The organism is Aureliella helgolandensis (assembly GCF_007752135.1).
Lineage (GTDB): Bacteria > Planctomycetota > Planctomycetia > Pirellulales > Pirellulaceae > Aureliella > Aureliella helgolandensis.
Genome location: NZ_CP036298.1, coordinates 1,569,971 through 1,596,340 on the forward strand (window position 1 = coordinate 1,569,971; position 26,370 = coordinate 1,596,340).

At 55.5% G+C, this 26,370-nt stretch carries 12 protein-coding genes; 10 read left to right on the top strand and 2 right to left on the bottom strand.

The genetic code is table 11. The annotated features are described in order from the left end of the window. The first annotated feature begins 398 nt into the window (after positions 1–398). A complete protein-coding gene (gene secA, locus Q31a_RS31245) occupies positions 399–4,100 on the top strand; it encodes a preprotein translocase subunit SecA (protein WP_145075284.1) in 3,702 nt (1,233 codons plus the stop codon). A 35-nt stretch (positions 4,101–4,135) separates the two neighbouring features. After that, positions 4,136–5,452: a 3-deoxy-D-manno-octulosonic acid transferase gene (locus tag Q31a_RS05690; protein ID WP_145075287.1), complete on the top strand. Its 1,317-nt coding sequence runs from the start codon at positions 4,136–4,138 to the stop codon at positions 5,450–5,452. A gap of 387 nt (positions 5,453–5,839) precedes the next feature. Here the strand turns inward: Q31a_RS05690 and rpoC are convergent, their stop codons facing one another. Both rpoC and rpoB read right to left on the bottom strand, forming a co-directional pair. Next, a complete protein-coding gene (rpoC, locus tag Q31a_RS05695; RefSeq protein WP_145075290.1) occupies positions 5,840–10,147 on the bottom strand; it encodes a DNA-directed RNA polymerase subunit beta' in 4,308 nt (1,435 codons plus the stop codon). A gap of 258 nt (positions 10,148–10,405) precedes the next feature. Further along, positions 10,406–14,125, bottom strand: coding sequence for a DNA-directed RNA polymerase subunit beta (gene rpoB, locus Q31a_RS05700; protein ID WP_145075293.1), 3,720 nt, complete (start codon positions 14,123–14,125; stop codon positions 10,406–10,408). Positions 14,126–14,616: 491 nt separating this feature from the next. Between rpoB and Q31a_RS05705 the strand changes: the two genes are divergently transcribed. The 8 genes from Q31a_RS05705 to Q31a_RS05740 all read left to right on the top strand — a co-directional run bounded on the left by Q31a_RS05705 (position 14,617) and on the right by Q31a_RS05740 (position 26,315). Continuing rightward, positions 14,617–16,386 carry a GspE/PulE family protein gene (locus tag Q31a_RS05705; RefSeq protein WP_145075296.1) on the top strand — a complete coding sequence of 590 codons (1,770 nt, stop codon included), beginning with the start codon at positions 14,617–14,619 and terminating at the stop codon, positions 16,384–16,386. A gap of 386 nt (positions 16,387–16,772) precedes the next feature. Further along, positions 16,773–17,879 carry a type IV pilus twitching motility protein PilT gene (locus Q31a_RS05710; RefSeq protein WP_145075299.1) on the top strand — a complete coding sequence of 369 codons (1,107 nt, stop codon included), beginning with the start codon at positions 16,773–16,775 and terminating at the stop codon, positions 17,877–17,879. 72 nt (positions 17,880–17,951) lie between these two features. Beyond that, on the top strand, positions 17,952–19,664 hold the full coding sequence (locus tag Q31a_RS05715; protein ID WP_145075301.1) for a GspE/PulE family protein: 1,713 nt from the start codon (positions 17,952–17,954) through the stop codon (positions 19,662–19,664). Between the two features lie 193 nt (positions 19,665–19,857). Then, positions 19,858–21,291 (top strand): type II secretion system F family protein, encoded by a 1,434-nt coding sequence (locus tag Q31a_RS05720; protein ID WP_145075304.1) that lies wholly within the window; start codon positions 19,858–19,860, stop codon positions 21,289–21,291. Between the two features lie 101 nt (positions 21,292–21,392). Next, entirely contained in the window at positions 21,393–22,463 is a 1,071-nt protein-coding gene (locus Q31a_RS05725) for a type II secretion system protein (protein ID WP_145075306.1), read from the top strand. A 179-nt stretch (positions 22,464–22,642) separates the two neighbouring features. Beyond that, complete coding sequence (locus Q31a_RS05730) at positions 22,643–23,737, top strand: type II secretion system protein (protein ID WP_145075309.1); 1,095 nt, start codon at positions 22,643–22,645, stop codon at positions 23,735–23,737. A gap of 11 nt (positions 23,738–23,748) precedes the next feature. Continuing rightward, the gene (locus Q31a_RS05735; protein ID WP_145075312.1) at positions 23,749–24,939 is read left to right on the top strand and encodes a pilus assembly FimT family protein; all 1,191 of its coding nucleotides are present in this window, start codon (positions 23,749–23,751) and stop codon (positions 24,937–24,939) included. 110 nt (positions 24,940–25,049) lie between these two features. Beyond that, a complete protein-coding gene (locus Q31a_RS05740) occupies positions 25,050–26,315 on the top strand; it encodes a type IV pilus modification PilV family protein (RefSeq protein ID WP_145075315.1) in 1,266 nt (421 codons plus the stop codon). Positions 26,316–26,370 lie beyond the last annotated feature (55 nt).

Sequence of the window (26,370 nt, forward strand, 5' to 3'; positions counted from 1 at the left end):
CGTCTTGGCCTACAAATTGCTATACTTTGAGCCGGCTAGTTTTACATTGTCACTTTGACACCACTTGGCCAGGCGAGCAGTATGAGGCGGGCGTAGAGAGCCCCTTCTGGGGACGATTTCTTTTCGTTCCTGGGTGTGTCCTTCAAATTAGCTTCCGCGCCAGTAGATCCCTCGATTCGAACGAGTTAGGGATCGTGTGGGTTGACGCTGTTGACAACGGATTGTTCAAATGTTGGATACAATCCGCGAACGCTGGACACTGCCACACCCCTTGGAATCTCCTTCCTCAAAATGCCTCCGACAGCGAGGCGTCGAGGTGGGATTCGGAGGAGGCTAGTTTCGTCGAACGCGGGTGGTACACGTACGTCACACACAACTTCTTCGAAGTCTCACCGGTTATGGAATTCTTGGAACGTACTTGGGAAAACACAGGGCTGTTTTTCTCGAATGTTTTGCAGGGCGTAGAACGCGGCGTCACGAGCTTGTTCGGCTCATCAAATGCTCGGCAGATCAAGCGTTTCGAAGCCATCGTGGCCAAGATCAACACTCTGGAAGAAGGCTTGTTGAAGCTGACCGATGAGCAGCTGCGCGGTAAGACTGAAGAATTTAAGCAGCGTATTCGCGACGGTCAAACGCTCGATGAACTCTTGGTGGAAGCCTTTGCCGTCTGTCGCGAGGGTGGCCGCCGCTTCATGAAGATGCGGCACTACGACGTGCAGCTCATCGGGGGCATCGTACTGCACAACGGCATGATTGCCGAAATGGTGACCGGGGAAGGTAAGACGCTCGTCGCCACCCTCCCGACCTATTTGAATGCATTGGCTGGTCGCGGCTGCCACGTTGTTACGGTGAATGACTATCTCGCGCGTCGCGATATGGAATGGATGGCTCCACTCTATATGGGGCTCGGTCTCACGGTTGGGGCGATTCAGGGTGGTTTGAGCAACGATGAACGTCAAGCGGCTTACGCTAAAGACATCACCTATGCCACCAACAACGAGTTGGGGTTTGATTACCTGCGTGACAACATGCGGTTGGCGGGGCGCTTGGACGATCGTTTCCCCAAGCATCTGCAGCAGGTGCAAAGTCCGCTAGCGTACGCGATCATTGACGAAGTTGACAATATTCTGATCGATGAGGCGCGGACACCACTGATCATTTCTGGGCCAGCTCACCAAGATATTGGCAAGTACAGTGAGGCCAACCGCGTCGCCAGCCAACTCAAGAAAGACGAGCACTTCACCGTCAATGAAAAAGATCATTCGGTGAACCTGACCGATGAGGGAGTGCGCGCGGCGGAGAAGCTGGCGGGGGTCGAGAGCTTTTATACCGCCGGAAACATGGAATGGCCCCATATGATCGATAATGCGCTGAAGGCGCACTATCTATACAAACGCGACGTGAGCTACGTCGTCAAAGATAACGCCATCATCATTGTGGATGATTTCACCGGCCGCTTGATGGAAGGGCGACAATGGAGTGATGGACTGCACCAAGCGGTGGAGGCCAAGGAAGGGGTCAAGATCAAAGAAGAGACGCAGACGCTGGCTACGATCACCCTACAAAACTTCTTCAAGCTATACGACAAAATCGCGGGCATGACCGGTACCGCGATGACGGAAGCCAACGAATTCTTAAAGATCTACAAGCTGGATGTGATTGCCATCCCCACCAACCGTGATCTGCAGCGGATCGAATATCCAGATACTATTTTCCTAACCGAAAAAGAGAAGTTTGCAGCCGTCGCCGAAGAGGTCGAACGGACGACGCAACTCGACGTCGTTCACCTCAAGAATGGCGAAGAATTCGTGGGGGATATTACCCAGGAATCGGACTCGGAACTGACGATTAAATTGAAGTCGGACCGCAGCCTCAAGAAGGTGGACATGGCAGAGGTCCGCGAGATCAGCCGCAAGGGGCGTCCCGTTCTGATCGGAACCGTGTCGATCGAAAAGAGCGAGCAACTCGGGCACCAACTTGAGTTGAGAGGTATTCCCCACCAGGTTCTCAACGCCAAGCATCACCAGCGGGAAGCGGAAATTATCTCGCAAGCAGGCCGCTTGGGGGCTGTTACCATTGCCACCAATATGGCTGGTCGGGGTACCGACATTATCTTGGGGGGAAACCCGGAGACGATGGCTTGGGCTCAATTGCAGGATAAATATGCGACGCGTCTGGACGTGCCACGTGACGAGTGGGAGGCACTCGTCACCGAAATTGACCGTCGCGAAAACATGAAGGAAAGTGGTCTAAGGGTCCGAGAGATCGGAGGGCTGTACGTAATCGGAACGGAACGACACGAGTCCAGACGCATCGATTTGCAGCTTCGCGGTCGGTGCGGACGCCAGGGAGATACCGGTAGTAGCCGCTTCTTCCTGTCGCTCGAAGACGATCTAATGCGCATCTTCGCCGGTGACTGGGTACGGGGCATGATGGGTAAGCTCGGTATGGGCGAGGGCGAGGCCATCGAGAATACGTTTGTCAGTCGACGGATCACCGCCGCACAGAAAAAAGTCGAAGAGCGCAACTTTGAGATTCGCAAAAATCTCCTTGAGTATGACGAGGTGATGGATCAGCAGCGCAAACGCGTTTACTCCTACCGTCAACAGATTTTGGATGGCGTGAGTTGCCGAGATATGGTGCTGGAGCAAATCCAGCAACAGATTGAACGCTACGTCGACATGTACACCGACCCGATGTTTACGGCCGAGTCGTATACCAAATGGGTTAGCAAGATTCTGTCCTGCGAGTTAGAGCCTCGCGATTTCCGCAATTTGGATCCTGGCGCCGCATCTGCCTATGCGATTGATGCAGCGGAACGTTCTGCAGAAACGCAGATTCTCGATGCCATCGAGGAAAATCTTCCGCAGGAGGAATCGGAGGATGATTGGAACTGGGGAGCGCTCGCGAAGTGGGTTAACACCCGCTACAACACCAATTTTAGCGTGACCGAATTAAAGAAAATTCCGCGGTCCGAAATTGATTCGCATCTCATTGAACGCGTCTTTGCGCGATTGGCAGAAACGGATCTCAGCGAAGGTACACCTCTGCTGAATGCCGATTATGGCCTGCAAATGCTCGTCGGTTGGATGAAGAACAAGTTTGGAATCGAGCTCGAGCTGGAAGACCTCCGTTCGCGAGAAGCCGATGATCTCAAGCACGAATTGCTGACCGCCGCAGAGAAGGCCTACCGTCGCAAAGAGTCTGAGTTCCCCGTATTGGCAGGCATCACGCGATTTGGAAAAGCGACCAGCCCAACGCAATATCAACTCGATCATGAGTCGTTAATAGCTTGGATGAACTCCCGCTTCAGCACCAATCTATCGGCGGAAGAGTTCTCTGGCGGATCGCTTAACGAGCTGACTTCCAAGTTGGTGGATTACAGCGAAGGGCACTACACTCAAGGTGAGGAAGCCGCCGGCAGGGCGCTCACCAAAGTGAAGGAGTTTTTCGGCGATGCAGAGCCCAATACTTCGGCGAAGTATATCGCTGGGAACAATGGCGCCCTGGAATCCCTCAACGATTGGTTTGAGCAAAATCTTGCGTGCCGCATCGCACCGGAGACCTTGGCGGAAATGGACCAAGATGCTCTCGAGCGACGGGTGCTCCAAGCCATTGATGATCGCTACCACCCTGAGATACGCCGCATGGAACGACAGGTTCTACTGAGTATCGTTGATAGCGCGTGGAAGGATCACTTGCTGGCCATGGACCACTTGCGAAGTGCGATCAGCCTCAAGAGTTTCGCTCAGATGGATCCGAAGGTCGAATACAAACGCGAGGGAATGCGGATGTATGGCGACATGTGGTTTGCCATTGGCGAACGCATGACCGACCTGATCTTCCGCATGGAAGCCTTGGACGAAGGGTTCGTGACGCATACTTGGCATGAGACCAACGCGATCCACCAACCCGCTCCCACGACCACGCAAATGGCCCAAGAGCAGATTGCCGACCTAGAGGCTGCGGATAAAGCGGGTGCCCCCGTGGACGCCAAACCTGAACCCATTCGCAATCTGGAAACCCGGGTCGGCCGCAACGATCCGTGTCCCTGTGGAAGCGGGAAGAAATACAAGGCCTGCCACGGCCGTCGGCAGTAGTCGTCGAGTCGGATCATTCGTCTGCCGGACCGAGCATGCTCAGTATTTGGATTCGAAACCTCCTGTATCTGCTCGCGTTCTGCCTAGCAATTCCTTGGTTGGTGGTGCGTCGTCTCCGCACGGGGCGCTATCGCCAAGGCTGGGCCGAAAAGTTGTGGGGCGCCGCGTCCCAACCCCCGCCGGCAGGCTCTCCAGCATCGCCCACAATCTGGTTGCATGGGGTGAGTGTCGGTGAGATACAGCTGCTCAATCCACTCCGCCAGGAGCTCCAAGCGGTTTGGCCCAACGCGAGGTTTGTGGTTTCCACCACGACGCAGAGCGGCATGGAACTAGCGCGCAAGCTTCTTCCTCCGGCGGTGAGGACACTCTATTTCCCGCTCGACTTTTCCTGGGCCGTCCACCGCACTTTTCGCTCGCTGCAACCTGACCTGCTGGTGCTCGGTGAGCTGGAGTTGTGGCCCAACCTGCTCGCCATTGCGCAGCGGGCCGACGTTCCAGTGGTAGTGGTCAATGGCCGCTTAAGCGCGCGAAGCTCTGCCGGGTATCGTCGATTCCGTTGGCTGACACGAGGTATGTTTGCCTCACTGCGTCTAGTGTGTGCCCAGTCGGAATTGTACGCCGATCGCTTTCGCCAGTGCGGAACCGACGCTCGCGTCACGGTCGTTTCCGGATCGATGAAATTCGATAACGCAAGTTTGAATTCCTCTTCGACGGAAGTGCAGCAGTTGCGCGCCCTTGTGGGGGTGCAAGAGCGGCATACGGTGTTCATGGCCGGCAGCACCCAAGTTGAAGATGAGCAGGCCGCCATCACTGCCTTCCTGCATTGTCGTCAGGAGGCTCCCGAGCTGCGTTTGGTGGTTGTACCGAGACATCCGCATCGCTTTGATGCCGTTGCTCAATCGCTGCAGAGTCTGCCCGCCAAGGTCTTGCGACGAAGTGAGCTTACCACGGCAGTCCAGGCGACGGATTGGGACATCTTGCTTGTCGATACCGTAGGCGAACTGTCGCACTGGTGGGGATTGGCTACGGTGGCGTTGGTCGGTGGTAGCTTCGGTAAACGCGGAGGTCAGAATATGATCGAACCGGCAGCCTACGGAGCAAACGTCGCCTTCGGTCCCAATACTTCCAACTTCCGCGATGTCGTCGAGCTGCTGCTCGACGACGATGCTGCCATCCAATTGCCTTCGCAAGAGTCGGTTTCTACCTGGCTGGCTGAGCAGCTTACCAATCCTCAGGCTGGGCAACAGCGGGGGCAGCGCGCTCGACAACTGGTGATCGCCCAGCAAGGTGCCATGGCCAAGACGGTACAGTTGCTCCAGACTCTACCCTTGCCTCACCGTGGGGCATGGTAATCGTCGGACGGTAATCGTCGGACGGTAGTCGTCGCGTAGCATCGTCGCGTTGCACTGTTGCACTGGGCATGTGGACGTACGCCCCTCTTGCTTCTTCACGTTGGACGAGCGGTACTCCTGCGCGGCAAGCCGACCTGGCAAGGGCGACCTGGTAGAGCGTTGATCTAGTAGAGCGTTCTAGTTGGACTGTCCAAAAATCGCTTCTACATTGCTTCTGCTCGATGTTGAAAGGCAAACGGTGCAATGCTGGATTCAACGCGACGCCAGCACTGGCCGAGCGAGCTGGGATGAGGGGCCGAATCCCGGTGTTCGACCCTGGCATAAAAAAACGCTCCGAAGATGACTCTTCGGAGCGTTTTGAAGTGATGAACTATGCCGACAGGAAGCTTACAGAGGCGTCGAAGAATCGTTCGACGGGCTGTCGAGTTCCGGTTCTGCAGTGGCGGCCGGAGGGCCTTGTTGCAGCAATGGGAAATCTTCTTGGAGGGCGGCAGTACCGCGATTCACGAGGTCTTCCAACGCTTCGCGACGGTAGGAAACTTCCGATTCTTGGAAGGAGCGGAAGCCGGTTCCGGCAGGAATCAAGTGCCCTAGGATCACGTTCTCTTTCAACCCTACCAAGCGATCGACCTTGCCGGACAGTGCCGCTTCGGTCAGTACCTTGGTCGTTTCTTGGAAGCTGGCAGCCGAGATGAAGCTGGAGCTTTGAACGGCCGCTTTGGTAATGCCTAGCAGTTGCGTGCTGGCTGTCGCTGGCTTGGGTTTCTTGCCCTTGGCAGGCGTCCCACCCAAGGCTTCGATCTGGGCATTGGATTGGTCGAGCGTCTCGCGTGGAACCAGCGTACCGATTGCATAGTCACCATCACCGGGTTCGGTGATCTTCAGGCAGCCGGAGATCTCGTTGTTGACGCGACGGAACTCGAACTTGTCCATCACCAAGCCTGGCAGCAGGGTGGTATCGCCGGCCGACTCGATCTTCACCTTCCGCAACATGCGGGCAATGATGACTTCGACGTGCTTGTCATTGATTTCCACGCGTTGACTACGATAGACCTGTTGGATTTCGTGAGTCAAGTATTGTTGAACGGCCTCTTCCCCGCTGACGCGTAGGATATCGTGTGGCACGAGTGGTCCGTCCACCAAGGCCTGTCCAGCCTTAACTTCGTCACCGGTGTGCACCATGAATCGCTTACCGTGTGGAACCAAGTGTTCGTGCTCAGTACCACTTTCGCTGCGGACGATAATCGTTCGCTTACCGCGACGCTTGGTTTGTTGCAATTCGACCAAACCGTCGACTTCCGCAATTACCGAAGGATCCTTAGGTTTGCGAGCTTCGAAAATTTCGGTAACTCGAGGCAAACCACCGGTAATATCGGCAACGCCCTTCGACTCCCGAGGCATTTCCGCCAAGTCAGCACCCGCTTTGACCATGTTGCCTTCCGAGCACGAGATAACCGCACGCTCTGGTAGGTAGTACACGTCCAGTGGCTTGCCGTCGGCGTCTTCGATCACGATCTGAGGGTGAAGATCTCCCTTGTGATCGATGATCACCTGGCGAGTACCGCCCCCTGGATCGCGTTCGTATCGCATGGTCTCGCCTTCGACCACGTCGTCGAAGCGGACCTTTCCGTTTACTTCACAGATGATTGGAATCTTGTGCGGATTCCACTCACAGAGCGTTGCACCGGGTTCGACGACATCATTTTCCTTGATGCTCAGTACTGCGGCAGCAGGGATGTCGTATTTCTCCAGTTCGCGTCCCTTGGGATCGAGCAGGACGATCTCACTATTACGTGTGAGAACAATTTGTGCACCTTCTTCGGTGGTCACGCAACGCATCTTAGCGAGCTTCACCGTACCGCCGACCTTAGCGACAATTTCGCTGTCTTCCACGCTAGTATTTACCGCACCACCGATGTGGAACGTACGCATGGTCAATTGGGTACCAGGTTCACCGATTGATTGAGCGGCGATGATCCCCACAGCCATCCCCTCTTCGACCATCGCACCGGTGGACATGTCCATTCCGTAGCAACGGCGGCATACACCAAGGGTTGCCTCACAAGTCATTGGACTTCGAACCTGAATCTTTTCCAGACCCATTTCTTCGATCTTACGGGCGATTTCCCGTGTGATCATCTGGTTCTCTTCGACAATGACTTCGTCCGTTACCGGATTGACGATGTTGTGGCGTGAGATACGGCCCGTAATGGCTTCGATCAAGCGAACTTCCACCTTCTCGCCACGGTACACGACACCCTTGGTAATACCTTGGGTGGTAGTGCAATCGTCGAGCGTGATGACCACGTTCTGTGCCACGTCAGCCAGCTTACGAGTCAAGTAACCCGAGTCAGCAGTCTTAAGGGCTGTATCGGCCAGACCCTTACGAGCACCGTGAGTACTGGAGAAGTACTCGAGCACCGACAGGCCTTCGCGGAAGTTGGCCTTGATCGGGGTCTCGATGATCTCACCGGTAGGCTTAGCCATCAAACCTCGCATACCCGCCAGTTGGCGAATTTGCTCAATACCACCCCGAGCACCAGAGTGGGCCATGAGGAATACCGGGTTGATGTACCAGTTGCCCAAGTGATCGTCATGCTCCATCGCTGTCATCATGTCCTTGGTGATGTTTTCCCGAGCGTGGGTCCACAAATCAAGTACTTGGCGATAGCGTTCGGTCTGAGTAATCAAACCGCGGTCATGGCGTTTCTTGTACTTCATGACTTCCTTTTCGGTATCAGCGATGAACTGATACTTCGAATCGGGAGTCACCAGGTCATCGGTGCCGAACGACAGACCACTCTTGGTCGACTCACGGAAGCCGAGTTGGTTCATGTCATCGAGCAGGTTGATCGTCGCACGTCGTCCGAGGCGGGAGTAGCAGTCGCTAATGACCGCTGCCAAGTCGCTACCGCGGAGTGCAAAGTTGTAGAAGTCCATGCCGTCTGGCAGCATCATGTTGAACAACACGCGACCATAGGTGGTGTCGATGATGTCGCCGAACTTGCCGCTACCATCCTCGGTTTTCAGACGACGGTGACGCGGCAGCCGAACTCGGATTTTGGAGTGTAGGCCGATGATCTTTTGGTTGAACGCCAAATCGGCTTCGCCCATGGAGGAGAAGGTCATGCCTTCGCCCTTCATGTCGTTCTTGACCACCGTGATGAAGTAACAACCCATCACCGTATCCTGCGATGGACTCATGATCGGTCGGCCGTTGCTAGGCGCGAAGATATTGTGAGTACTCATCATCAGCGTGTGCGCTTCGACTTGCGCCTCGAGTGACAGCGGCAAGTGGACCGCCATTTGGTCACCGTCGAAGTCGGCGTTGAAGCCCTTGCATACCAAGGGGTGCAAGTGAATCGCATTGCCCTCTACCAGGATCGGTTCGAAGGCTTGGATACCCATCCGGTGCAAGGTTGGAGCACGGTTGAGCAGCACGGGGTGATTCTTGATGACCTGCTCGAGAATATCCCAAACCTCTTCGTCCTTGCGCTCCAGCATCTTTTTGGCTGACTTGATCGTATCGGCGTGACCGAGATCTTTCAGCTTGCGAATGATGAACGGTTGGTAGAGTTCGAGGGCGATCTTCTTAGGCAAACCGCACTGGTGGAGACGTAGGCGTGGGCCCACCACAATCACGCTCCGAGCCGAGTAATCGACCCGTTTACCGAGCAAGTTTTCGCGGAAACGACCTTGCTTCCCCTTGATCATATCGGTCAGCGACTTCAGCGGTCGATTGCTGCTGCCCAGCACGGGACGCTTGCAACGATTGTTGTCGAACAGGGCGTCGACCGACTGCTGCAACATCCGCTTTTCGTTGCGAATGATGACTTCTGGTGCATTCAAGTCCACCAACTTGCGCAAGCGATTGTTGCGGTTGATGATCCGGCGATAGAGGTCATTCAAATCGCTGGTGGCAAAGTTGCCGCTATCCAGCAATACGAGCGGACGCAAGTCTGGAGGGATTACCGGAATCACGTCCAGCACCATCCACTCGGGACGATTGTCGCTGTCACGAATGGCTTCTACCAGTTTCAGGCGTGTGCTGAGATCCTTCTTCTTTTGCTTACTGTTGGTCTCAGACAGTTCTTTGCGGAGTTCTTCGCCGAGCGTGGAGAGGTCCAAGGCGGTCAACAGCGAGTGTACCGCTTCGGCACCCATGCCCGCTTCGAACGAGTCTTCGCCGTACTTGGTGCGCGCTTCGCGATACTCGCCTTCACTCAGCAATTGCAGAGGCTCGAGCTCGGTTTCTTTGGGATCGAGTACCACGTAGTCCTGGAAGTAGATAACCTTTTCCAAGCTCGAGGTCTTCATGCCGAGCAGGGCTCCCAGCCGACTTGGCATGGCTTTGAAGAACCAGATGTGAACGATCTTGGCGGCCAGCTCAATGTGCCCCATGCGTTTGCGGCGAACCCTGGAGTGGGTCACTTTTACGCCACAACGATCGCAGATCATCCCTTTGTATTTCATGCCCCGGTACTTACCGCAGGCGCATTCCCAGTCTTTTTCTGGTCCGAAAATTCGCTCGCAGAAGAGGCCGTCCTTCTCAGGGCGATAGGTTCGGTAATTGATCGTCTCTGGCTTTTTTACTTCTCCAAAGGACCAGCTTCGAATGTCCTGGGGACGTGCCAAGCTAATTTTGACGGAAGTAAAATCGTTTACGCGATCGTAACTGTTCTCAGTTGTCGACATGAACCGCGGCTCCTAAGGATCTGGATTGTGTTAGCAGTTCGAGAGGCGACTGCCAAAATACCCAACCGGAATGTGCTATCGTTTATGATGGATCAGGAAAATGGGCGACCAGCCAATTCGATGCAGTGATTGAATTGGCCGGTCGGGTTGCTTGTGGGGTTGCGGGGGGTGGTTCTGCGTCCGAGAGGTCAAGGCTTCGTCCCACGACAAGCCTTGACCGAGTGCAGCTCCTGAAGAGTTGCCGGGACGCCTAGCAGGTTACAGCTTGCGTTTTTCTAAACGCATGTTGAGTCCCAGACCGCGAATCTCGTTGGTCAATACATCAAAGCTGGCTGGGGTGCCCGCTTCGAGGGTGTTTTCTCCCTTGACCATCGACTCGTAGATCTTAGTACGACCTTCCACGTCGTCACTCTTGACTGTCAGCAATTCCTGCAGAATGTAAGCAGCACCGTAAGCCTCGAGTGCCCAAACTTCCATCTCTCCAAAACGCTGACCGCCGAAGCGAGCCTTACCACCGAGTGGCTGTTGCGTAATGAGCGAGTAGGGGCCCGTGCTACGAGCGTGAACTTTGTCATCCACCAAGTGGTGCAACTTGAGCATGTAGATGTAGCCAACAGTGGTCTCTTGCTCCATCGGCTCGCCCGTTCGACCGTCGGTCAAGCGGACTTTTCCGTGCTTCGGCAAGCCTGCTTCGGCTAGACAGTCGTTGATCACCCCTTCAGTGGCTCCATCGAATACTGGCGTGATCGACTGGAAGCCAAGCTTCGCTCCGGCCCAACCCAAGTGGGTTTCCAAGATCTGCCCCACATTCATCCGGCTTGGTACGCCGAGTGGATTGAGCATGATTTGGATCGGGGTTCCGTCGGGAAGGTGTGGCATATCCGCAATCGGCAATACCTTGGAGATAACCCCCTTGTTACCGTGGCGACCCGCCATCTTGTCACCCACGCTGATCGTTCGCTTGGTGGCAATGTAAACCTTGACCATTTGAAGGACACCGCTGCGAAGCTCGTCGCCACGCTTCATGCTGTTGAGCTTGCGGTCGCGTTCGTCGATGGCTTCTTCCACATTGGGCCAATACCCCTTGTAGACTTCGCGAAGTGGTTCGTGCAAGCCTTCGTCGAGGCGGTTGAGGAGGCGCGACAAGTTGAACGTCTGTGCATTCTCCGCCACAAAACGTGGGTCTTGCTCACCGGCCAGTGGAGTGCCGTCGTCATCGGTTAGCTTGGTACCGATCACATTTTCCATCTCGAGGATGAACTTGGTAAAGACCACCGAGATCTCGGCGTTACCGGCACTTTCAACTTCCTTCAACTCTGCTTCGAATACCTTGCGTTCGTCGTCCGAAAGGCTCATGCGACGGCTGAATTTTTGCGTGTCGATGACGATTCCTTCCATCCCCGACGGGACTTCCAAGGAGTCGTTCTTCACGTCTTCGCCAGCCCGTCCAAAAATGGCGTGCAGCAGTTTTTCTTCGGGGGTGAGCTCGGTTTTGCTCTTAGGGGAAACCTTGCCGACCAGAATGTCTCCCGGACGAACATACGTTCCCACCGCAACGATTCCACTTTCGTCCAGGTTCCGCAGAGCCTTTTCCGAAACGTTGGGGATGTCCCGCGTGAATTCTTCGCGACCTAGTTTGGTTTCGCGAATCTCCACGTCGAAGTCTTCGATATGAATCGAGGTATAGGTATCGGCCCGCACCAGCTCTTCGCTGATGATGATCGCGTCTTCGTAGTTGTAACCATCGAACGACATGAAGCCGACGAGAACGTTGCGGCCCAAAGCGAGCTCGCCCTGGTAGGTGGCTGCACCGTCGGCAATGATCTGCCCTGGCTCAACCACGTCGCCCAGATTGATAATCGGCTTCTGGTTCAGGCAGGTACGCTCGTTCAAGCCCTGGTATTTGTGCAGGCGATAGATGTCGGGACCGATTTCGATCTTGGTCGCATCCACGGCCGTGACCGTGCCAGCACGCTTGGCTCGCACTACCATGGCGCTATTCTTGGCCACTTCGCGTTCCATGCCGGTACCGACGATCGGGGGTTCGGCCACCAGCAACGGCACTGCTTGACGCTGCATGTTGGAGCCCATCAAGGCCCGGTTGGCATCATCGTGTTCCAAGAATGGAATTAACCCAGCCGAAATTCCCACCATCTGGCTTGGCGCAATATCCATGTATTGCACTTCCTCGGGCAGGGTGATCTGGAAGTCAGCACGGTAGCGGGCGATCAGGTTGGGGCCCGAGACCAAGGCTCCGTCTTTGACTTCTGTATCCGCCGGACAAATGTACGCGTCGGCCTCTTGATCGGCACGCAGCCACACGACGGTTTCGGTGAGCTTGCCTTCTTTGATAATCCGGTAGGGAGTCACGAGGAAGCCGTACTCATCGACGCCCGCGTAGATCGCCAGCGAGCTAATCAAGCCAATGTTCGTGCCTTCAGGTGTCTCAATAGGACAGATGCGACCATAGTGGGAAATGTGAACATCGCGGACTTCGAAGCCTGCGCGTTTACGATTCAAACCACCTGGGCCGAGGGCGGACAGGCGTCGCTCGTGGGTCAACTGGCTGAGAGGGTTCGTTTGATCCACTACCTGCGAGAGTTCGCCACGACCGAAGAAGTATTCGATGGCAGCGCTGATGCTCTTGGGATTCACCAAGCTGCGCGGAGAAACTTCGTCAGCCTCTTTCAGGCTCATCCGTTCTTGAACCGTGCGGCGAAGCTTCAGGAAGCCCTTGCGGAGTTCTTCACTGGCCAGTTCGTCGATGGTCCGGAGACGGCGATTTCCCAGGTGATCGATATCGTCGAATTGCGCGCCCGAATCGGGGTCAAACAAGTCGATCATGTACTTGATCGAAGCCAGCAGGTCCTCCGAACGCAAGGTCATGACATTTTCATCGACCTCGAGTCCCAATTTGCGATTCAGACGAAAACGTCCGACGCGGCCGAGGCGGTAGCGATTGACATCGAAGAATTTTTCATGGAACAACGTCCGGGCCTTCTCCAGTTGTGGAGGGTTTCCGGGACGCAGTCGTTGGTAAATCCGTAGCAACGCCTCTTCGTGGCTATTGGTGTTGTCTTCAGCCAGCGAGTTTGTCAGCAGCGGGGTGCGAGGGGCGGTCATCACCTCGATCTCTTCGATGCCCGATGTGCAGATGGTTTCTGCCGTCGTCTTCGAGATGGAGTGCCCGGCCTCAATAATGATCTCCCCAGCGCGCTCGGAATCGCCTGGGTAAACCACGTCGTCCACCGCCACCTTATTTTCGATCTTGCTGACGCTGCGGCCGTCCTCAATCGATTCAACCGTGGTTGGGTAGAAGGCTCGCAACAATTCGGTATCGCTGCTCAACTCAGGGCTCATCGCCCGCAGGAGCGTCATTACCGAGAACTTACCGCTCTGGTCGATGCGGACGCTCAGGCTATCCTTCTTGGTGATATTGATCTCGATCCAACTACCACGTTCAGGGATCACTCGGCAGCTAGGCAGCTTGCGGTCGGTGGTGGTTTCACTCTCCTCGACAAAGTCGACGCCAGGGCTGCGGTGCAACTGGCTAACGACTACCCGCTCAGCACCATTGACGATGAATTCCCCGCCACCGAGCATGATGGGGATGTCCCCGAGGTAGACCTCTTCTTCGATGGGTTGCTCGCGATTGAGACGCAACCAGACCTTCATCGGGCGACCATAGGTCAAGCGCAGTTGTCGGCACTCGTCAGGCGTGTAGCGTGGCTTGCCTAGTTCGTAGCGAAGGTATTCGAGCGATACGTTCTTGTCGTAACTCTCAATGGGGAAAATTTCACGAAAAACGCCTTCGAGCCCAATGGGCAAGCGATCGTCGGAGGAGCTCTCGTCCTGTAAGAACAGCCCGTAACTCTTGGTCTGCAATTCGGTAAGTGACGGGATCTCAAGGGTGTCTAGACCCGAGCCGAACTTGCGAACACTTGTAGGTTGTAGTCGTCGCTGCGAAGAAGTGGCCATTGACGAAGCGTTCTCCTAAATGATCCGTAAGTTTTAAGATACTGAGGCCGCTCGACTAGGGTTCCACACACTTAGGAGCAAGCAAAAATGTACGAAGAAGGGGGATTCATTCGCGCAAATTGCCCAAGCAGAAGACGATCGACGTGGCGCAGAATATAGCTCCACGTCCCTCAGGTTCTACTGCGCAGTCAAGAATGTGTTTTCAGCTGATAGGGGAGCGAGCGGGCCGACATGCAAGCAGAGAATATATCCCACTAGGCCCGACCTGGCAAACCCAGGTGAGATAAGAGTTTGGGGAATTTTTGGGTTCCTGGACCGTTTCGGCACGTGGCTTGCCCAACGCGGGGCTCCAATCTACCGCGCCTTATCCACAAAATCATTGACACTCGTGCCCCCCGCGAGTCAAGATGATGGTGTAGAATTCCATCCTCGTCTTCGACCGCGCTTTTCGAACTTGTTTCGCACTTGCTTGCCACCAGGAGTTGATTTTCATGGACCAGCCACGCGACTTTACCGACCTGCTCCTCCGGCAGGGGGCGATTAGCCTGGACCAATTGAGCGAGGCAACTACCCTGTCGCGTGAAAGTAATGTGCCTCTAGCTGACGCCATTATTCAGACCGGCTATGTCGAAGGGGAGGCGGTTTATCGTGCGTTGGCAAAGTTTAACAAGATAGCCTTCGTCTCCCTGGCGGAAGTGAAGATCGCCGACGAGGTTATTCAGCTCGTTCCGGAGTCCGTGGCGCGTGAAAATAGCATTATCCCCTACAAGGAAGGGGAAGATGGTGCCCTGCATGTGTTGGTGAGCGACCCCTTCGATCTGGAGACCATCGAGAAGCTGCGGTTTATCCTGAATCGGAAGATTGAAACGGCTCTCTCCCCTCGGGAGGCCATTCAGGAGGCTATTAACCGCTACTATGGGCAGGTGGAAGGGGAGTCCGCTGACTCGATTCTCCAGGAGTTCACCGACACGCAGATCGACTTTACGGAAACTGCCGAGGATGGCGCCGGAGGGGATGATGAGTTTCCGGATGAGGCCAATGCGCCTGTGGTGCGACTGGTCGGGATGATGATTCAGGAGGCGGTCCAGCTGCGCGCCTCGGATATTCACGTCGAGCCGTTTGAGGATCGCGTGCGGATTCGCTACCGCATTGACGGGATTTTGGTGGAGCGAGATTGCCCTCCCCGGCGGCTGCTGGGTGCCATTTTGTCGCGGATTAAGATCCTGGCCAAGATGGATATCGCGGAACGCCGTCGCCCCCAGGATGGGCGGATTAAGGTTACTGTGGGGGAGAAGGAGCTGGATTTGCGGGTCAGCATCATTCCCACCAACCACGGTCAGTCGTGCGTGATGCGTTTGCTCGACAAGGACAATATTAAGGTCGGGGTGCGGCAGCTTGGGTTGTCGGAACGCGATTTCAAGATCTTCATGGCAACGGTGAAGCGGCCGAATGGGATCATGCTGGTGACCGGGCCGACGGGCTCTGGAAAAACGACCACGCTCTACGCGGCTCTCAATTCGATGAACCGCCCGGACAAGAAGATTATTACCGCCGAGGATCCCGTCGAGTACTACTTGCCGGGGATCAATCAGGTGGAGGTGCGGCACAATATCGGGCTCGACTTTGCTCGCATTATCCGCTCGATGTTGCGGCAAGCACCCAATATCATCCTGGTCGGGGAAATGCGGGATACCGAGACCGCATCGATGGGTATTCAGGCTTCTTTGACTGGACACTTGGTATTCAGTACACTACACACGAACGATGCGCCCAGTGCTGTGACACGGATGACAGACATGGGGGTACCCGGTTATCTGGTGGCAAGCTCGGTCGTGGCGGTGCTTGGGCAGCGTCTGGTGCGGACGATTTGCAAGCGTTGCAAGACGCAGATCAAGCTCAGTCCGGCCCAGTTGGAGGAGGCCGGAATTCCTCCGGAGATTGCTGCGAAAGCGACTTTCGCAAAAGGGAAAGGGTGTGGTTATTGCCAGAAGTCTGGCTATCGAGGGCGGATGGGTATCTACGAATTGATGGTAGTTTCCAGCAAGGTACGGGAGTTGATGTTCAAAGGGGTGTCTACCAAGGCGATCGCCGAGCAGGCGATTAAGGAGGGAATGACGACCTTGTTCTGCGATGGGATTCGCAAGGTCCTGCGCGGGTCGACGACCCTTGAGGAGGTTTTTCGCGTCGCCAAGACGACCGAGCAGGATCAGTTGGCCCTGCAGATTGTGTTTAAAGAGTTCATGGACGCCCAGGACAAATAATCGTTACTCGAATCCCCCACAGGAGTGCATGTTCACTCTGTTTTCGGTTCATTTGTTTGGACTGAGGAGGGGGGTGGTAGCTACAATGACAGCGTAAGGGGGCTCGGGAAGCCCCGCAACTCTCGTCTTTACTTCTATGTGATCCCTAAGCGTTGGCAAGACTTGGTCGCCCTGGCCTGTTGGGTCGGAGTCGCCATGTTCTGGTAGGGCGTGTCGGTTACCGAACCGTCGCCGTATTCGCAGTCGGGCTATGAGCTTGGCTCACCGGCAGGCTCCCAGCGAGCCCGGCGTGGTGGCTTTCGAGAATGTAAGCTTCGAGATTTTTTCACAGCCCGATATTTCACAGCCCCTAGCTCAACCAGTGAAGCAGCTGGAATGGAACGTGCATGGCAACCGTATTAATTGACAAACTTCTGCAGGCAGCGGTAAAGCAGGGGGCGAGCGATATCCACATTGTGGTGGGGCAGCCACCGGTTTTTCGGTTGCATGGCCGGATGCGCAAGCTTGAGACCAAAGTGCTCGAGCCGGAAGATGCCATGTCGCTGATGAAGAGTATCGCGCCGGATCGCTGCCAGCGTGAGTTGCAGGAATCGGGGAGCTCGGACTTCGGGTTTGCCTTTGGGGATCAGGCGCGGTTTCGGGTCTCGATTTTCAAGCAACGCGGTAACATCTCGATGGTGTTGCGGCAGATTCCCACCGACAAGCTGACCCCAGAGCAGTTGGGCTTGGCCCCGGCCATTGTCGAGATGGTGCAGCGCCCGCGGGGGCTGATGTTGGTGACCGGGCCAACCGGGTCGGGGAAGAGTACCACGCTGGCCAGCTTGATCAATTTCATCAACGAGACGCACGATCACCACATCATTACGATCGAAGATCCGATCGAGTTCTATCACGACCACAAGAAGTCGACGATCAACCAGCGAGAGGTGGGCGTGGATGTCCCCAGCTTCTCCGAGGCGATCCGCCGGGCGTTGCGCCAGGATCCCGATGTGATTCTGGTCGGCGAGCTGCGAGATTTGGACACTATTTCCGCGGCGATTTCCGCTGCAGAAACCGGTCACGTGGTGTTTGGTACCTTGCACACCAACAGTGCGCAGGGAACGGTAAACCGGATCATTGATGCCTTCCCCGGAAACTTGCAGGATCAGATTCGCACCCAGTTGAGTACGACCTTGATCGGAGTGGTCGCGCAGACGTTGCTGCCGAAGATCGGTGGTGGGCGTGTGGCCGCCTACGAAGTGCTGGTGGTGACACCGGGGATTTCCAACCTGATTCGTGAGAACAAGACGTTCCGAATCAACTCGGCGATCCAGACGGGGGCCAAGTTTGGGATGAACCTGATGGATGATGCCCTGTTCAATCTCTGGAAGGATGGCACGGTCACCGTTGAGGATGTGCTGGGGAAAGCGCACCGTCCCGATGACTTGGCTCGCCGCATTGTGAATGCGCGGCGGGGACTGGAGGACGAGGGAGCGGAAGTCGAAGAGGATTAGGGTTGTTTTTACAAGTAGCGTCATGCATGCGGTCCCCGTAAAGGACCGCCTAACTGCCTGAGAAGGTCCGATATGGTAGTCCGTAGAATTGGTCAAATCCTAGTCGACTTAGGTTTCATCACCGATGAGCAACTTGAAGTCATCTTGGATGAACAGCAGCAGCGGCCTGGCGCCTTGCTTGGCAAGATCGCCGAAGATATGGGGCTCATTACCGATGAGCAACTTGTTCAGGCGTTAGCTGAACAGCTGAATATGCAGACCGTGCAGTTGGGCGATGTGCAGCTGCCGCCCGACGTGCTGGACAAAATCTCCGAAACAATGGCTCAGTTGTATCGCATTGTGCCGGTGCAGTTTGATGGCAATACGCTGACGTGCGCGACGTGCGACCCGCAGAATCTGACTGTGCAGGATGAATTGCGAACGTTCCTGGGCTACGACATTCGCATGGTCGTTTCTACCGAGCGTGAGATCAAAGCGGTACTCGACAAGCATTATGCCTCGGACGTCGACTCTGTTGAGAGTATTATCAACGAGCTGAATGATGACGAGGAGTTGTTTCAAGCCGCTTCGATGGTCTCCAGCGACAAGTTCAATATCACCGACGCTGAAGCCTTGGCCGATAGCGTGCCGGTCCGCAAGCTGCTCAACATGGTGATGCTGCTCGCGATTAAGGATCACGCCAGCGATATTCACTTTGAGCCGTTTGAAGATGAGTTTCGCATTCGCATCAAGGCGGAAGGGGTGCTGTATGAGATGGTTCCCCCGCCTCGCCACTTGGCATTCGCAATTACCACACGCATCAAGGTCATGGCCAACCTGGACATTGCCGAACGTCGCATGCCTCAGGATGGACGTATTGAATTGATGGTGGGTGGTCACCAGGTCGACCTGCGAGTGAGTGTGATGCCGACCATGTTTGGCGAGAGTACGGTAATGCGGATCCTGGACCGCTCGGTCGTTTCGCTCAGCTTGGAAAACGTGGGAATGGATCCTGACACGTTAGCTCTGTTTCGCAAGACCATCGATCGCCCCAACGGAATTCTGTTGGTGACGGGCCCGACCGGTTCCGGCAAAACCACGACGCTCTACTCTGCGTTGAGCGAGTTGAACGACAGTAAAGATAAATTGATTACGACCGAAGATCCGGTGGAATATGACATCGATGGGATTGTGCAGATCCCTATTGATCACGGGATTGGGGTGACGTTTGCTTCCTGCCTGCGAGCCATCTTGCGGCAGGATCCGGATACGATTCTGGTGGGTGAGATTCGAGACATTGAGACGGCGGAAATTGCCGTTCAAGCCTCGCTCACGGGGCACTTGGTGTTCAGTACGCTGCACACCAACGATGCGCCTAGCACGATCACGCGGATGAAGGACATGGGGATTCCCACGTTCTTGCTCACCGCCTGTGTCGAAGCCATTTTGGCTCAGCGTTTGGTGCGCCGGATTTGCACCAACTGCCGCGAGGAGACGGAGGTTAGTGAGGAGATTTTGCTCGATCTGGGGATTGATCCCAAGACGGTCGCCGACAAAAAATTCTTCCGCGGAACCGGTTGTGAAAAATGCAACAACACCGGCTACAAGGGGCGAATCGGTTTGTTCGAGCTGATGATCATGAACGATGACCTGCGGGAGATGATCATGGAAAATGCGACCACCGATGAACTGCGTGATCGGGCGGAGCACTTCGGCATGACGCCGCTCCGGAAGTATGGCATCAACTATGTCTTCCAGGGACTGACCACGGCGGATGAGGTCTTGCGGGAAACGATTGCCGAGTAACGCGTAAATGGATTGCCAAATAATCGCGAAATAAACCACTGCATGCTACGATCAAACATCGTGCGGCAATGGCGAGGTTCGCAGTGTGCGGGAATGGGTTCCAGTGAAGGAACGTCCGCCCATGACAGTGAACAACAACCAACATTCGAATCCATAAATTTTGCTGTAGCCCAGAATAGCGAGGACGAACGCCATGCCTACCTTCCAATTTGAGGCAATGGACGCAACCGGCCAAGAGATCAAAGACATCATCGAAGCGGCGAGCGAAGAAGAAGCGCAGACCACTATTCGGCAGATGGGCTATTTCGTCACCAAAATCCAAGTCAAGAAGGGGGTCGCCAAGGCGGCGGTGGGCGCCAAACGCAAGCGTCCGTTTGCGATGGGGGGGGCCAAGACGAAGCACATTACCGCCTTCACTCGTCAGCTCTCCATCTTGCAGGATGCCGGTCTGCCGATCTTGCGCAGCCTCAAAATTCTGGAAACAAACAATAAGCCGGGTAAGCTCAAAAATGCCCTCATGGATGTGTGCGACGAGATTGAGACGGGGTCGACCCTGTCGGAGTCGATGAGCAAGTCGCCCAAGGTTTTTACCCGCCTGTATGTGAACATGATCAAGGCCGGGGAGGCTGGGGGAGCTTTGGAGACCATTCTCCAGCGTCTGGCCGACTTCTTGGAGAGTGCCGAAGCGCTCAAGCGGAAGGTGAAGGGGGCGCTGATCTATCCTATCGCGGTGGTCATCATCGCTGCCTTGATTATCTGCTTGATCATGATTGTGATCGTGCCCACATTTAAGAAGATGTTTGAAGAGTTCGGGCTGACTCTTCCACCGCCCACTCTGTTGCTGATCGCGATGAGTGACTACATCGTCAAGTATTGGTTCTTGATGTTGCTCATTCCATTCTGTTATTGGTTGCTCACGAAACTACTCCGCAAGTTCCGCATGGGACGCATGGGGTATGACATGTACATGCTCAAGCTGCCGGTGTTCGGGGCCTTGATCGAGAAGAATATTTTGGCGCGGACCACGCGAACGCTGGGCACGTTGATCTCCTCGGGGGTTCCGATTCTGGAGGCGCTGAACATTACCCGTGAGACGGCTGGCAACGCTTTGTTCGAGCGGATTTTCACCAAGGTGACGGAGGCAATTCGCGAGGGGGAAGTGATCAGTAAGCCCCTGCGTGAGAATTCGGTGCCTGGCTTCCATCCGCTGGCTGCGGTGTACTGGGTCATCATGGGGACCTTCCCTGGAGTCATGATTTTATCGGTCGCTTTAACGGCTGGTCGCAACACGGGCACCAAGGGCTCGATGGAAACGCTGTTGGCCGTAGGCGGGATCAGCTGCGGTCTAGGGGCCGTTGGCTGTCTGCTGTTCTATCTTATGAAGATGAAGAGTCGGGTGATCGACGAGTTGGTCGTGAATATGGTTGACGTGGGGGAAGAGACCGGTGAACTCGATACGATGCTGTACAAGGTGGCGGATACCTATGATGACGAAGTGAACGTGATGACCGAAGGCCTGACGCGCTTGATTGAGCCGCTGTTGATTTGCTTCCTAGGGGTAGCGGTTGGCTTTATCGTGATTTCGTTGTTCATGCCACTCGTTTCGATGATCACCTCGCTTGCATAGAGTCAGAACTTTGGATTGGCCAGGGCTGCTTGCTACGGAATCGCAGCAGCCGGATTGGTAGCGCGGAATGCACACTTAAATTCCCAAGAGGAACAGACGCAATGAAAAATCGAGCCCCCCAGCGAATAGGCTTCACGTTAGTCGAAGTGCTGACCGTGGTTGCCATCATCGGCATTTTAGTTGGCCTGATCGTCCCGGCCGTAAATTATGCGTTGACCAAAGTCAAGCAGAATGCGATGGCCATGGAGGTCATAACCCTGGCCGGTGCCGTTGAGCAGTACCAGCAAAAATACGGCGACTACCCGCCCGATGGCTCGAGCCTGACCAGTCTGCAGCGACATTTGCGCAAGGCCTTTCCGCGCATTGCAGAATCTGAGGGAGTTTTGCTAACGAGCTTTAGCAATGCATCCAACTTTCCCGGCGCCGTGATGGATGGCCCCGAAGCCTTGGTCTTTTTTCTAGGAGGCTTTAGCAGCGATCCGGTGTATCCATTTTCTGGAACCGGGGGCCCCTTCTACATCCTGAACACGAGTGGCGTGCAGGTGAACTCCTCCACGCCGGCCTCCGAACGGGCTAGCGTCCAGTACAACGTGGATCGCAGCTCACCGTTGTACGAATTCAAGCAATCGCAATTGACGCTCGACACTTCAACCGGCCTGACCGTCTCATCGGACGAAGCCGAATTGTTCGGCGAATTTAGGAGGGTGCCTGGGCAATCGCAACAACCCATGCCCAATGATCTGCTGCCTGTTTATGTTCCCTCGGGCATGCTGGCCCCTTACGTCTATTTCAACAGTCAGACCTACTCTGCTGGTGGTGTGTTTAATTACTACCACTCGGACGCCATCGGCACCGCGCGTCCGTATCGATCGGATGAAGTCAAGACGACGGGTACCATCGCTGCCGATACGTACTACCGCTACATGGAACCGAAGACCTTCCAGCTGATGACGGCTGGCTTGGATGATAACTATGGAGGAGCTCCTCAGCCGGCCACTGGCGCGCCGGTCTACTTCCGTTTCCCGAGTGGTGCCTCGCTCGACATTACCGTCGATTTAGACTCCCAGTCGGGTCCCAACAATTATCAGGTTCAGCAGGGACTGCCGAGTCAGCAACTCGACAACGCCACCAACTTTTCAGCAGGAATTTTGGGCGACGCGCTTGCGAACTAGTCCAATTGGCATCTACTTGCTGAATTGCTTGCATCGATGCGAGAAACCAGCCATTGCGGCGCGTGATTTGCGTCCTATTTAAGCAGGCGATTTAGGTTCGGTTAACTGTGTCGTTTTGAGATTAGGGTCTCAGGATGAAGCAGTTCTTATGCGATCGCTGAAAGAATTTAGAGGCAACCATGTTAGACATTCAACTGACTCGACCGCTGGCACCCCGCTATCGACCTAGCTTTACGCTGATCGAGTTGTTGGTCGTCGTCGCGATCATCGGCATCATGTCCAGCATGGTTTTGTACACCCTGGCTGGCGCGCAAACCGATGCCAAAGTTAGTCTCACGCGATCCACCATCGAGAAGCTCAACGCGGTGATTCTCGAGGAGTGGGAGGGGTTCCGCTACCGGGCTGCGCGGATCGACATCGATCCTGACATGCTGCGACCGCAACTTGCCGACGGTCAGCCTCTACTGCGGCCTCGCGAGGGAGCGCGGCTGCGCATGTTTGTCTTGCGAGACCTCATGCGGATGGAATTGCCCGATCGCATGTCCGACTTAGTTTACTCTCCTGCCTACTATTCTGCGACACTCAGCAATGGTGCCACCTATTCCGTAGTGAACCGCATTGCACCCGGGAAGTACAATAGTTTGCGTCAGAGGATCGGTATCGCGCCCTTGATTGGAGGGGGCTATACCGATGTGGTAAAGGCCATTTACCGCCTGCCGGTGAGCGGCCCGCAGACACCTCCACCCGAATTTAATGTTGAGTTTCAGGGGGCAGAAATGCTCTATCAAATCGTGGCATCATCGACCCACGGTGGAGGCTCTGCTTTGGAAGCCTTCCGTCCCACCGAGATCGGGGATGTGGACGGTGACGGTCTGCCAGAGTTCCTCGACGCCTGGGGTGTGCCCATCCGCTGGCTCCGCTGGCCGGCTGGATACGCAAGTCCCTTGAACGACACGACATCGCCTGACGCCATGGATCCGCTGCGCAGCGATCTACGTTGGCGAGATGGAGACTATACGCAGAAGCCTTGGCAGTTGGTACCGCTGATCATCTCGGCCGGTCCGGACGGAGTGTTCGATGTCTCTTTCGATATTCAGGATAGTAGCGGGGCGGGGATCGCCTACGCTACCAATCTTGATCCTTACGTCGGTTCTTACGATACCGATGGGAGTTGGTTGGGGATGGGATTGGGAGCGAACATTGATGAGGATAGCTCGGGCAATTTTTCCGCTGCCGACGACAACATCACCAACTACAGTTTGTTACTTGAGTAGGAGTGGACATCATGAAGAGTCGAATGACTAGCCAGAGTCGACGTTCACTCGGTTTTACCTTGGTGGAGCTGCTCATCGTGATGGGGATCATGGTGATCTTAGCGGCCGTAACGCTTCCATCCTTGAAGAGTCTGCTATCGGGGCAAAAGGTTTCAGAAGCGGCGCGGATTGTCAGCACCTATGCCGAGAATTGCAAGGCGCGGGCGGTTACGACGGGACGCCCGGTGTCGCTCATTCTAGAGCGCGCTAGCTACTCAGCCGACGGCGGCTTGGGATCTACCAATATGTGCCTCCGCCTTTCGATGGGCGATGTGTTTCCAGCGTACCAAGGAGATTATGCGAGTGCCTCGGGGTGGCTGAGCGATCCCGATGGTGATGGCGTTCTGGACGCGTTGGACATTCCCATTGCGGAGGCGGCAACTCTGGCTGAGGTGACTGGCTTTGTGGAGGCGCAGGATTTAATTGAAATCGGTGTGTCGCGGCAGCGTTATTTGATTCGCGAAGCACCAACGACTTGGACGGTCACTGATCCCGTGTCGGGGACATCCATCCCTGTAGTTCGCGTGAAATTCATGCTCGAATTACCGCGTGACGAGGGAGGTTTGCCGACAGCTAGGGGCGCTAACAATGCTCTCTCCCAGCAGAGATTCCCGTTTCGCATTTATCGCAAGCCGAGCAAGTCGATGGCGGGCAGCGTTCGGCTCCCACGCGGGACTTGTATTGATTTGCATATGTCGGGCTTGGGGCCAGCTGGGCGGCAGTTTAGTTCGGATATGATTTCGCTTTCAAGTGATACCTATCCTCCGGATGTAAGCACTGGTAATTGGGATTACGGACCGATCTACATTATTTTTGGCCCGACGGGGCAGGCGGAGACATGGTATCGCCAACAGCGTTTCAGCGACGGTTCAACCACTTTCGCGCGAGGTCGGCCTGGTGGGTTGATTCATTTGTTGATTGGGCGGACTGAACAAGTCGCTTCTCCGCGATTCGACAGTGTGGCTGCGATGTCTGCCGCAGAGGGGAGTCTGAGCAACATCATGGATGCGGAGAACTCGTGGGTCACGATCAATCCGTATACGGGGGGAATCTCGAGCAGTTCGATGCCAGCTCCCTCCGCTGCCACGATGTCGAGTATCGATGCCCGCGTGATCGAGGCTCGTACGTTGGCCACCAATGCTCTCTCTGAGCCGACACTCTAGCCGAAAGCACTGGGATGAAACGATTTACCAATCCACCGATGATGCGACGGCTAGCCTGTTGTCAAACTACATGCGCTCACAGGGGCGCCGCGCAAGAAAAGGGCGGTTCGATGCTTACAACCCTTCGGGGAACCGACGAATACTCCCGCCGGTTGGGAGAGCCCTCGCAAGCTGGGCGGCAGGGGACCACGATTCTGGAAGTCCTATTTGCGACCGTGATTGCCGTCGGCGGGTTATTGGGAGTTGCATCGTTGCTGTTGATGGGCGGACGGTATGCTTCCCAGGCGAATGAATCGACCGAGGCCCAAGGCTTTTCGCACCAGTGGTACAACGTCTTCCAGGCACGCGAGTTCAATAACCCATCGCGGTGGTCTTGGTTCAACGATCAAACCAAGACGTTTGGTCCCTACAATGCATCCGCAATGGTGTCCCCTGCCGGCAGCACGACGACGGCGACCAGCTCCGCCTTTCGGCATGCGATCTGCATCGATCCGAGTTTTTATTCCGATCCGTTGACCTTGGGTGAATTCACTACGAGCACGTTCGACAGTTCGCAAGCCTACCGCCCAGGTCTGTTTCCGTATTATCACGACAACTACAACCCACTGTCGAATCCTTATTCGCCAGCGACCCTGCCGGCGCCCACATCGCCAGGCATCGTCAATCAGCCGCGAATGCTGCGGATGCATTTAGCCGATCCTACGACCGGTTCGGTGCTTCCCCGTAGTTTGGTTGAGCAGATCTTCATGTCGGTGGATGATGTGGCGACGATGTTGCCCGAGGATATGACACCGCCTCAAGATAAAGCGCTTCCTGCCCAGCGGTTGTTCGAAGCGAGCGGGGCGCGACGCACCTCCAGCGGCGAGTACTCCTGGTTGGCGACCCTTTGTCCCCGTGAAAACAACACCCTCGGTCCGCTAACTGCGTCGGAAAGGTTCTATACGCTGTCGATAGTGGTCATGCATCGTCGCGAGCGTGGATGGTTTGCGGCGACCGATTCGGAGCCTGATTCCATGCCCCAGGGAGAGCGGTTGTTGGCGGTGACGCCACAGTCCGGGAATTTCTCAGGTGGATTTGCGGGGCGTGTTGCGGTTTCCTCCAGCACTGGAGTTGACTCGACCATTCGCAGTGGTGACTGGATGATGTTCGCTCGCACCTTAGCGGGGGATGCCGTCAATCATTCCAACGTGTTTCGTTGGTATCGGGTGGTCGGTGTCGATGCCGATCCCGTGGTCGATGACGTGACCGGGGTTTGGACCCAGAACGTAGTGCTCGAAGGGCCTGATTGGACGTTTGCAGGTCCAGCCTACAGCACCCAAGCCACGTTGCTCACCAATGTGGTTTCCGTCTACGAACGCGTCATTAGCGTTCCCTAAAAAACAATAAGCCACGCCTGGGAAAATGTTTTCCATCGATGCGCGGATTTTGAAG

Excerpts from the sequence above, each read along its gene's own strand:
- Q31a_RS05735 (WP_145075312.1), top strand. The coding sequence starts at position 23,749 with ATGAAGAGTCGAATGACTAGCCAGAGTCGACGTTCACTCGGTTTTACC.
- Q31a_RS05730 (WP_145075309.1), top strand. The coding sequence starts at position 22,643 with ATGTTAGACATTCAACTGACTCGACCGCTGGCACCCCGCTATCGACCT.
- rpoB (WP_145075293.1), bottom strand. The coding sequence starts at position 14,125 with ATGGCCACTTCTTCGCAGCGACGACTACAACCTACAAGTGTTCGCAAG.
- Q31a_RS05710 (WP_145075299.1), top strand. The coding sequence starts at position 16,773 with ATGGCAACCGTATTAATTGACAAACTTCTGCAGGCAGCGGTAAAGCAG.
- Q31a_RS05690 (WP_145075287.1), top strand. The coding sequence starts at position 4,136 with ATGCTCAGTATTTGGATTCGAAACCTCCTGTATCTGCTCGCGTTCTGC.
- Q31a_RS05740 (WP_145075315.1), top strand. The coding sequence starts at position 25,050 with ATGCTTACAACCCTTCGGGGAACCGACGAATACTCCCGCCGGTTGGGA.
- secA (WP_145075284.1), top strand. The coding sequence starts at position 399 with ATGGAATTCTTGGAACGTACTTGGGAAAACACAGGGCTGTTTTTCTCG.
- Q31a_RS05720 (WP_145075304.1), top strand. The coding sequence starts at position 19,858 with ATGCCTACCTTCCAATTTGAGGCAATGGACGCAACCGGCCAAGAGATC.
- Q31a_RS05725 (WP_145075306.1), top strand. The coding sequence starts at position 21,393 with ATGAAAAATCGAGCCCCCCAGCGAATAGGCTTCACGTTAGTCGAAGTG.
- Q31a_RS05715 (WP_145075301.1), top strand. The coding sequence starts at position 17,952 with ATGGTAGTCCGTAGAATTGGTCAAATCCTAGTCGACTTAGGTTTCATC.
- Q31a_RS05705 (WP_145075296.1), top strand. The coding sequence starts at position 14,617 with ATGGACCAGCCACGCGACTTTACCGACCTGCTCCTCCGGCAGGGGGCG.
- rpoC (WP_145075290.1), bottom strand. The coding sequence starts at position 10,147 with ATGTCGACAACTGAGAACAGTTACGATCGCGTAAACGATTTTACTTCC.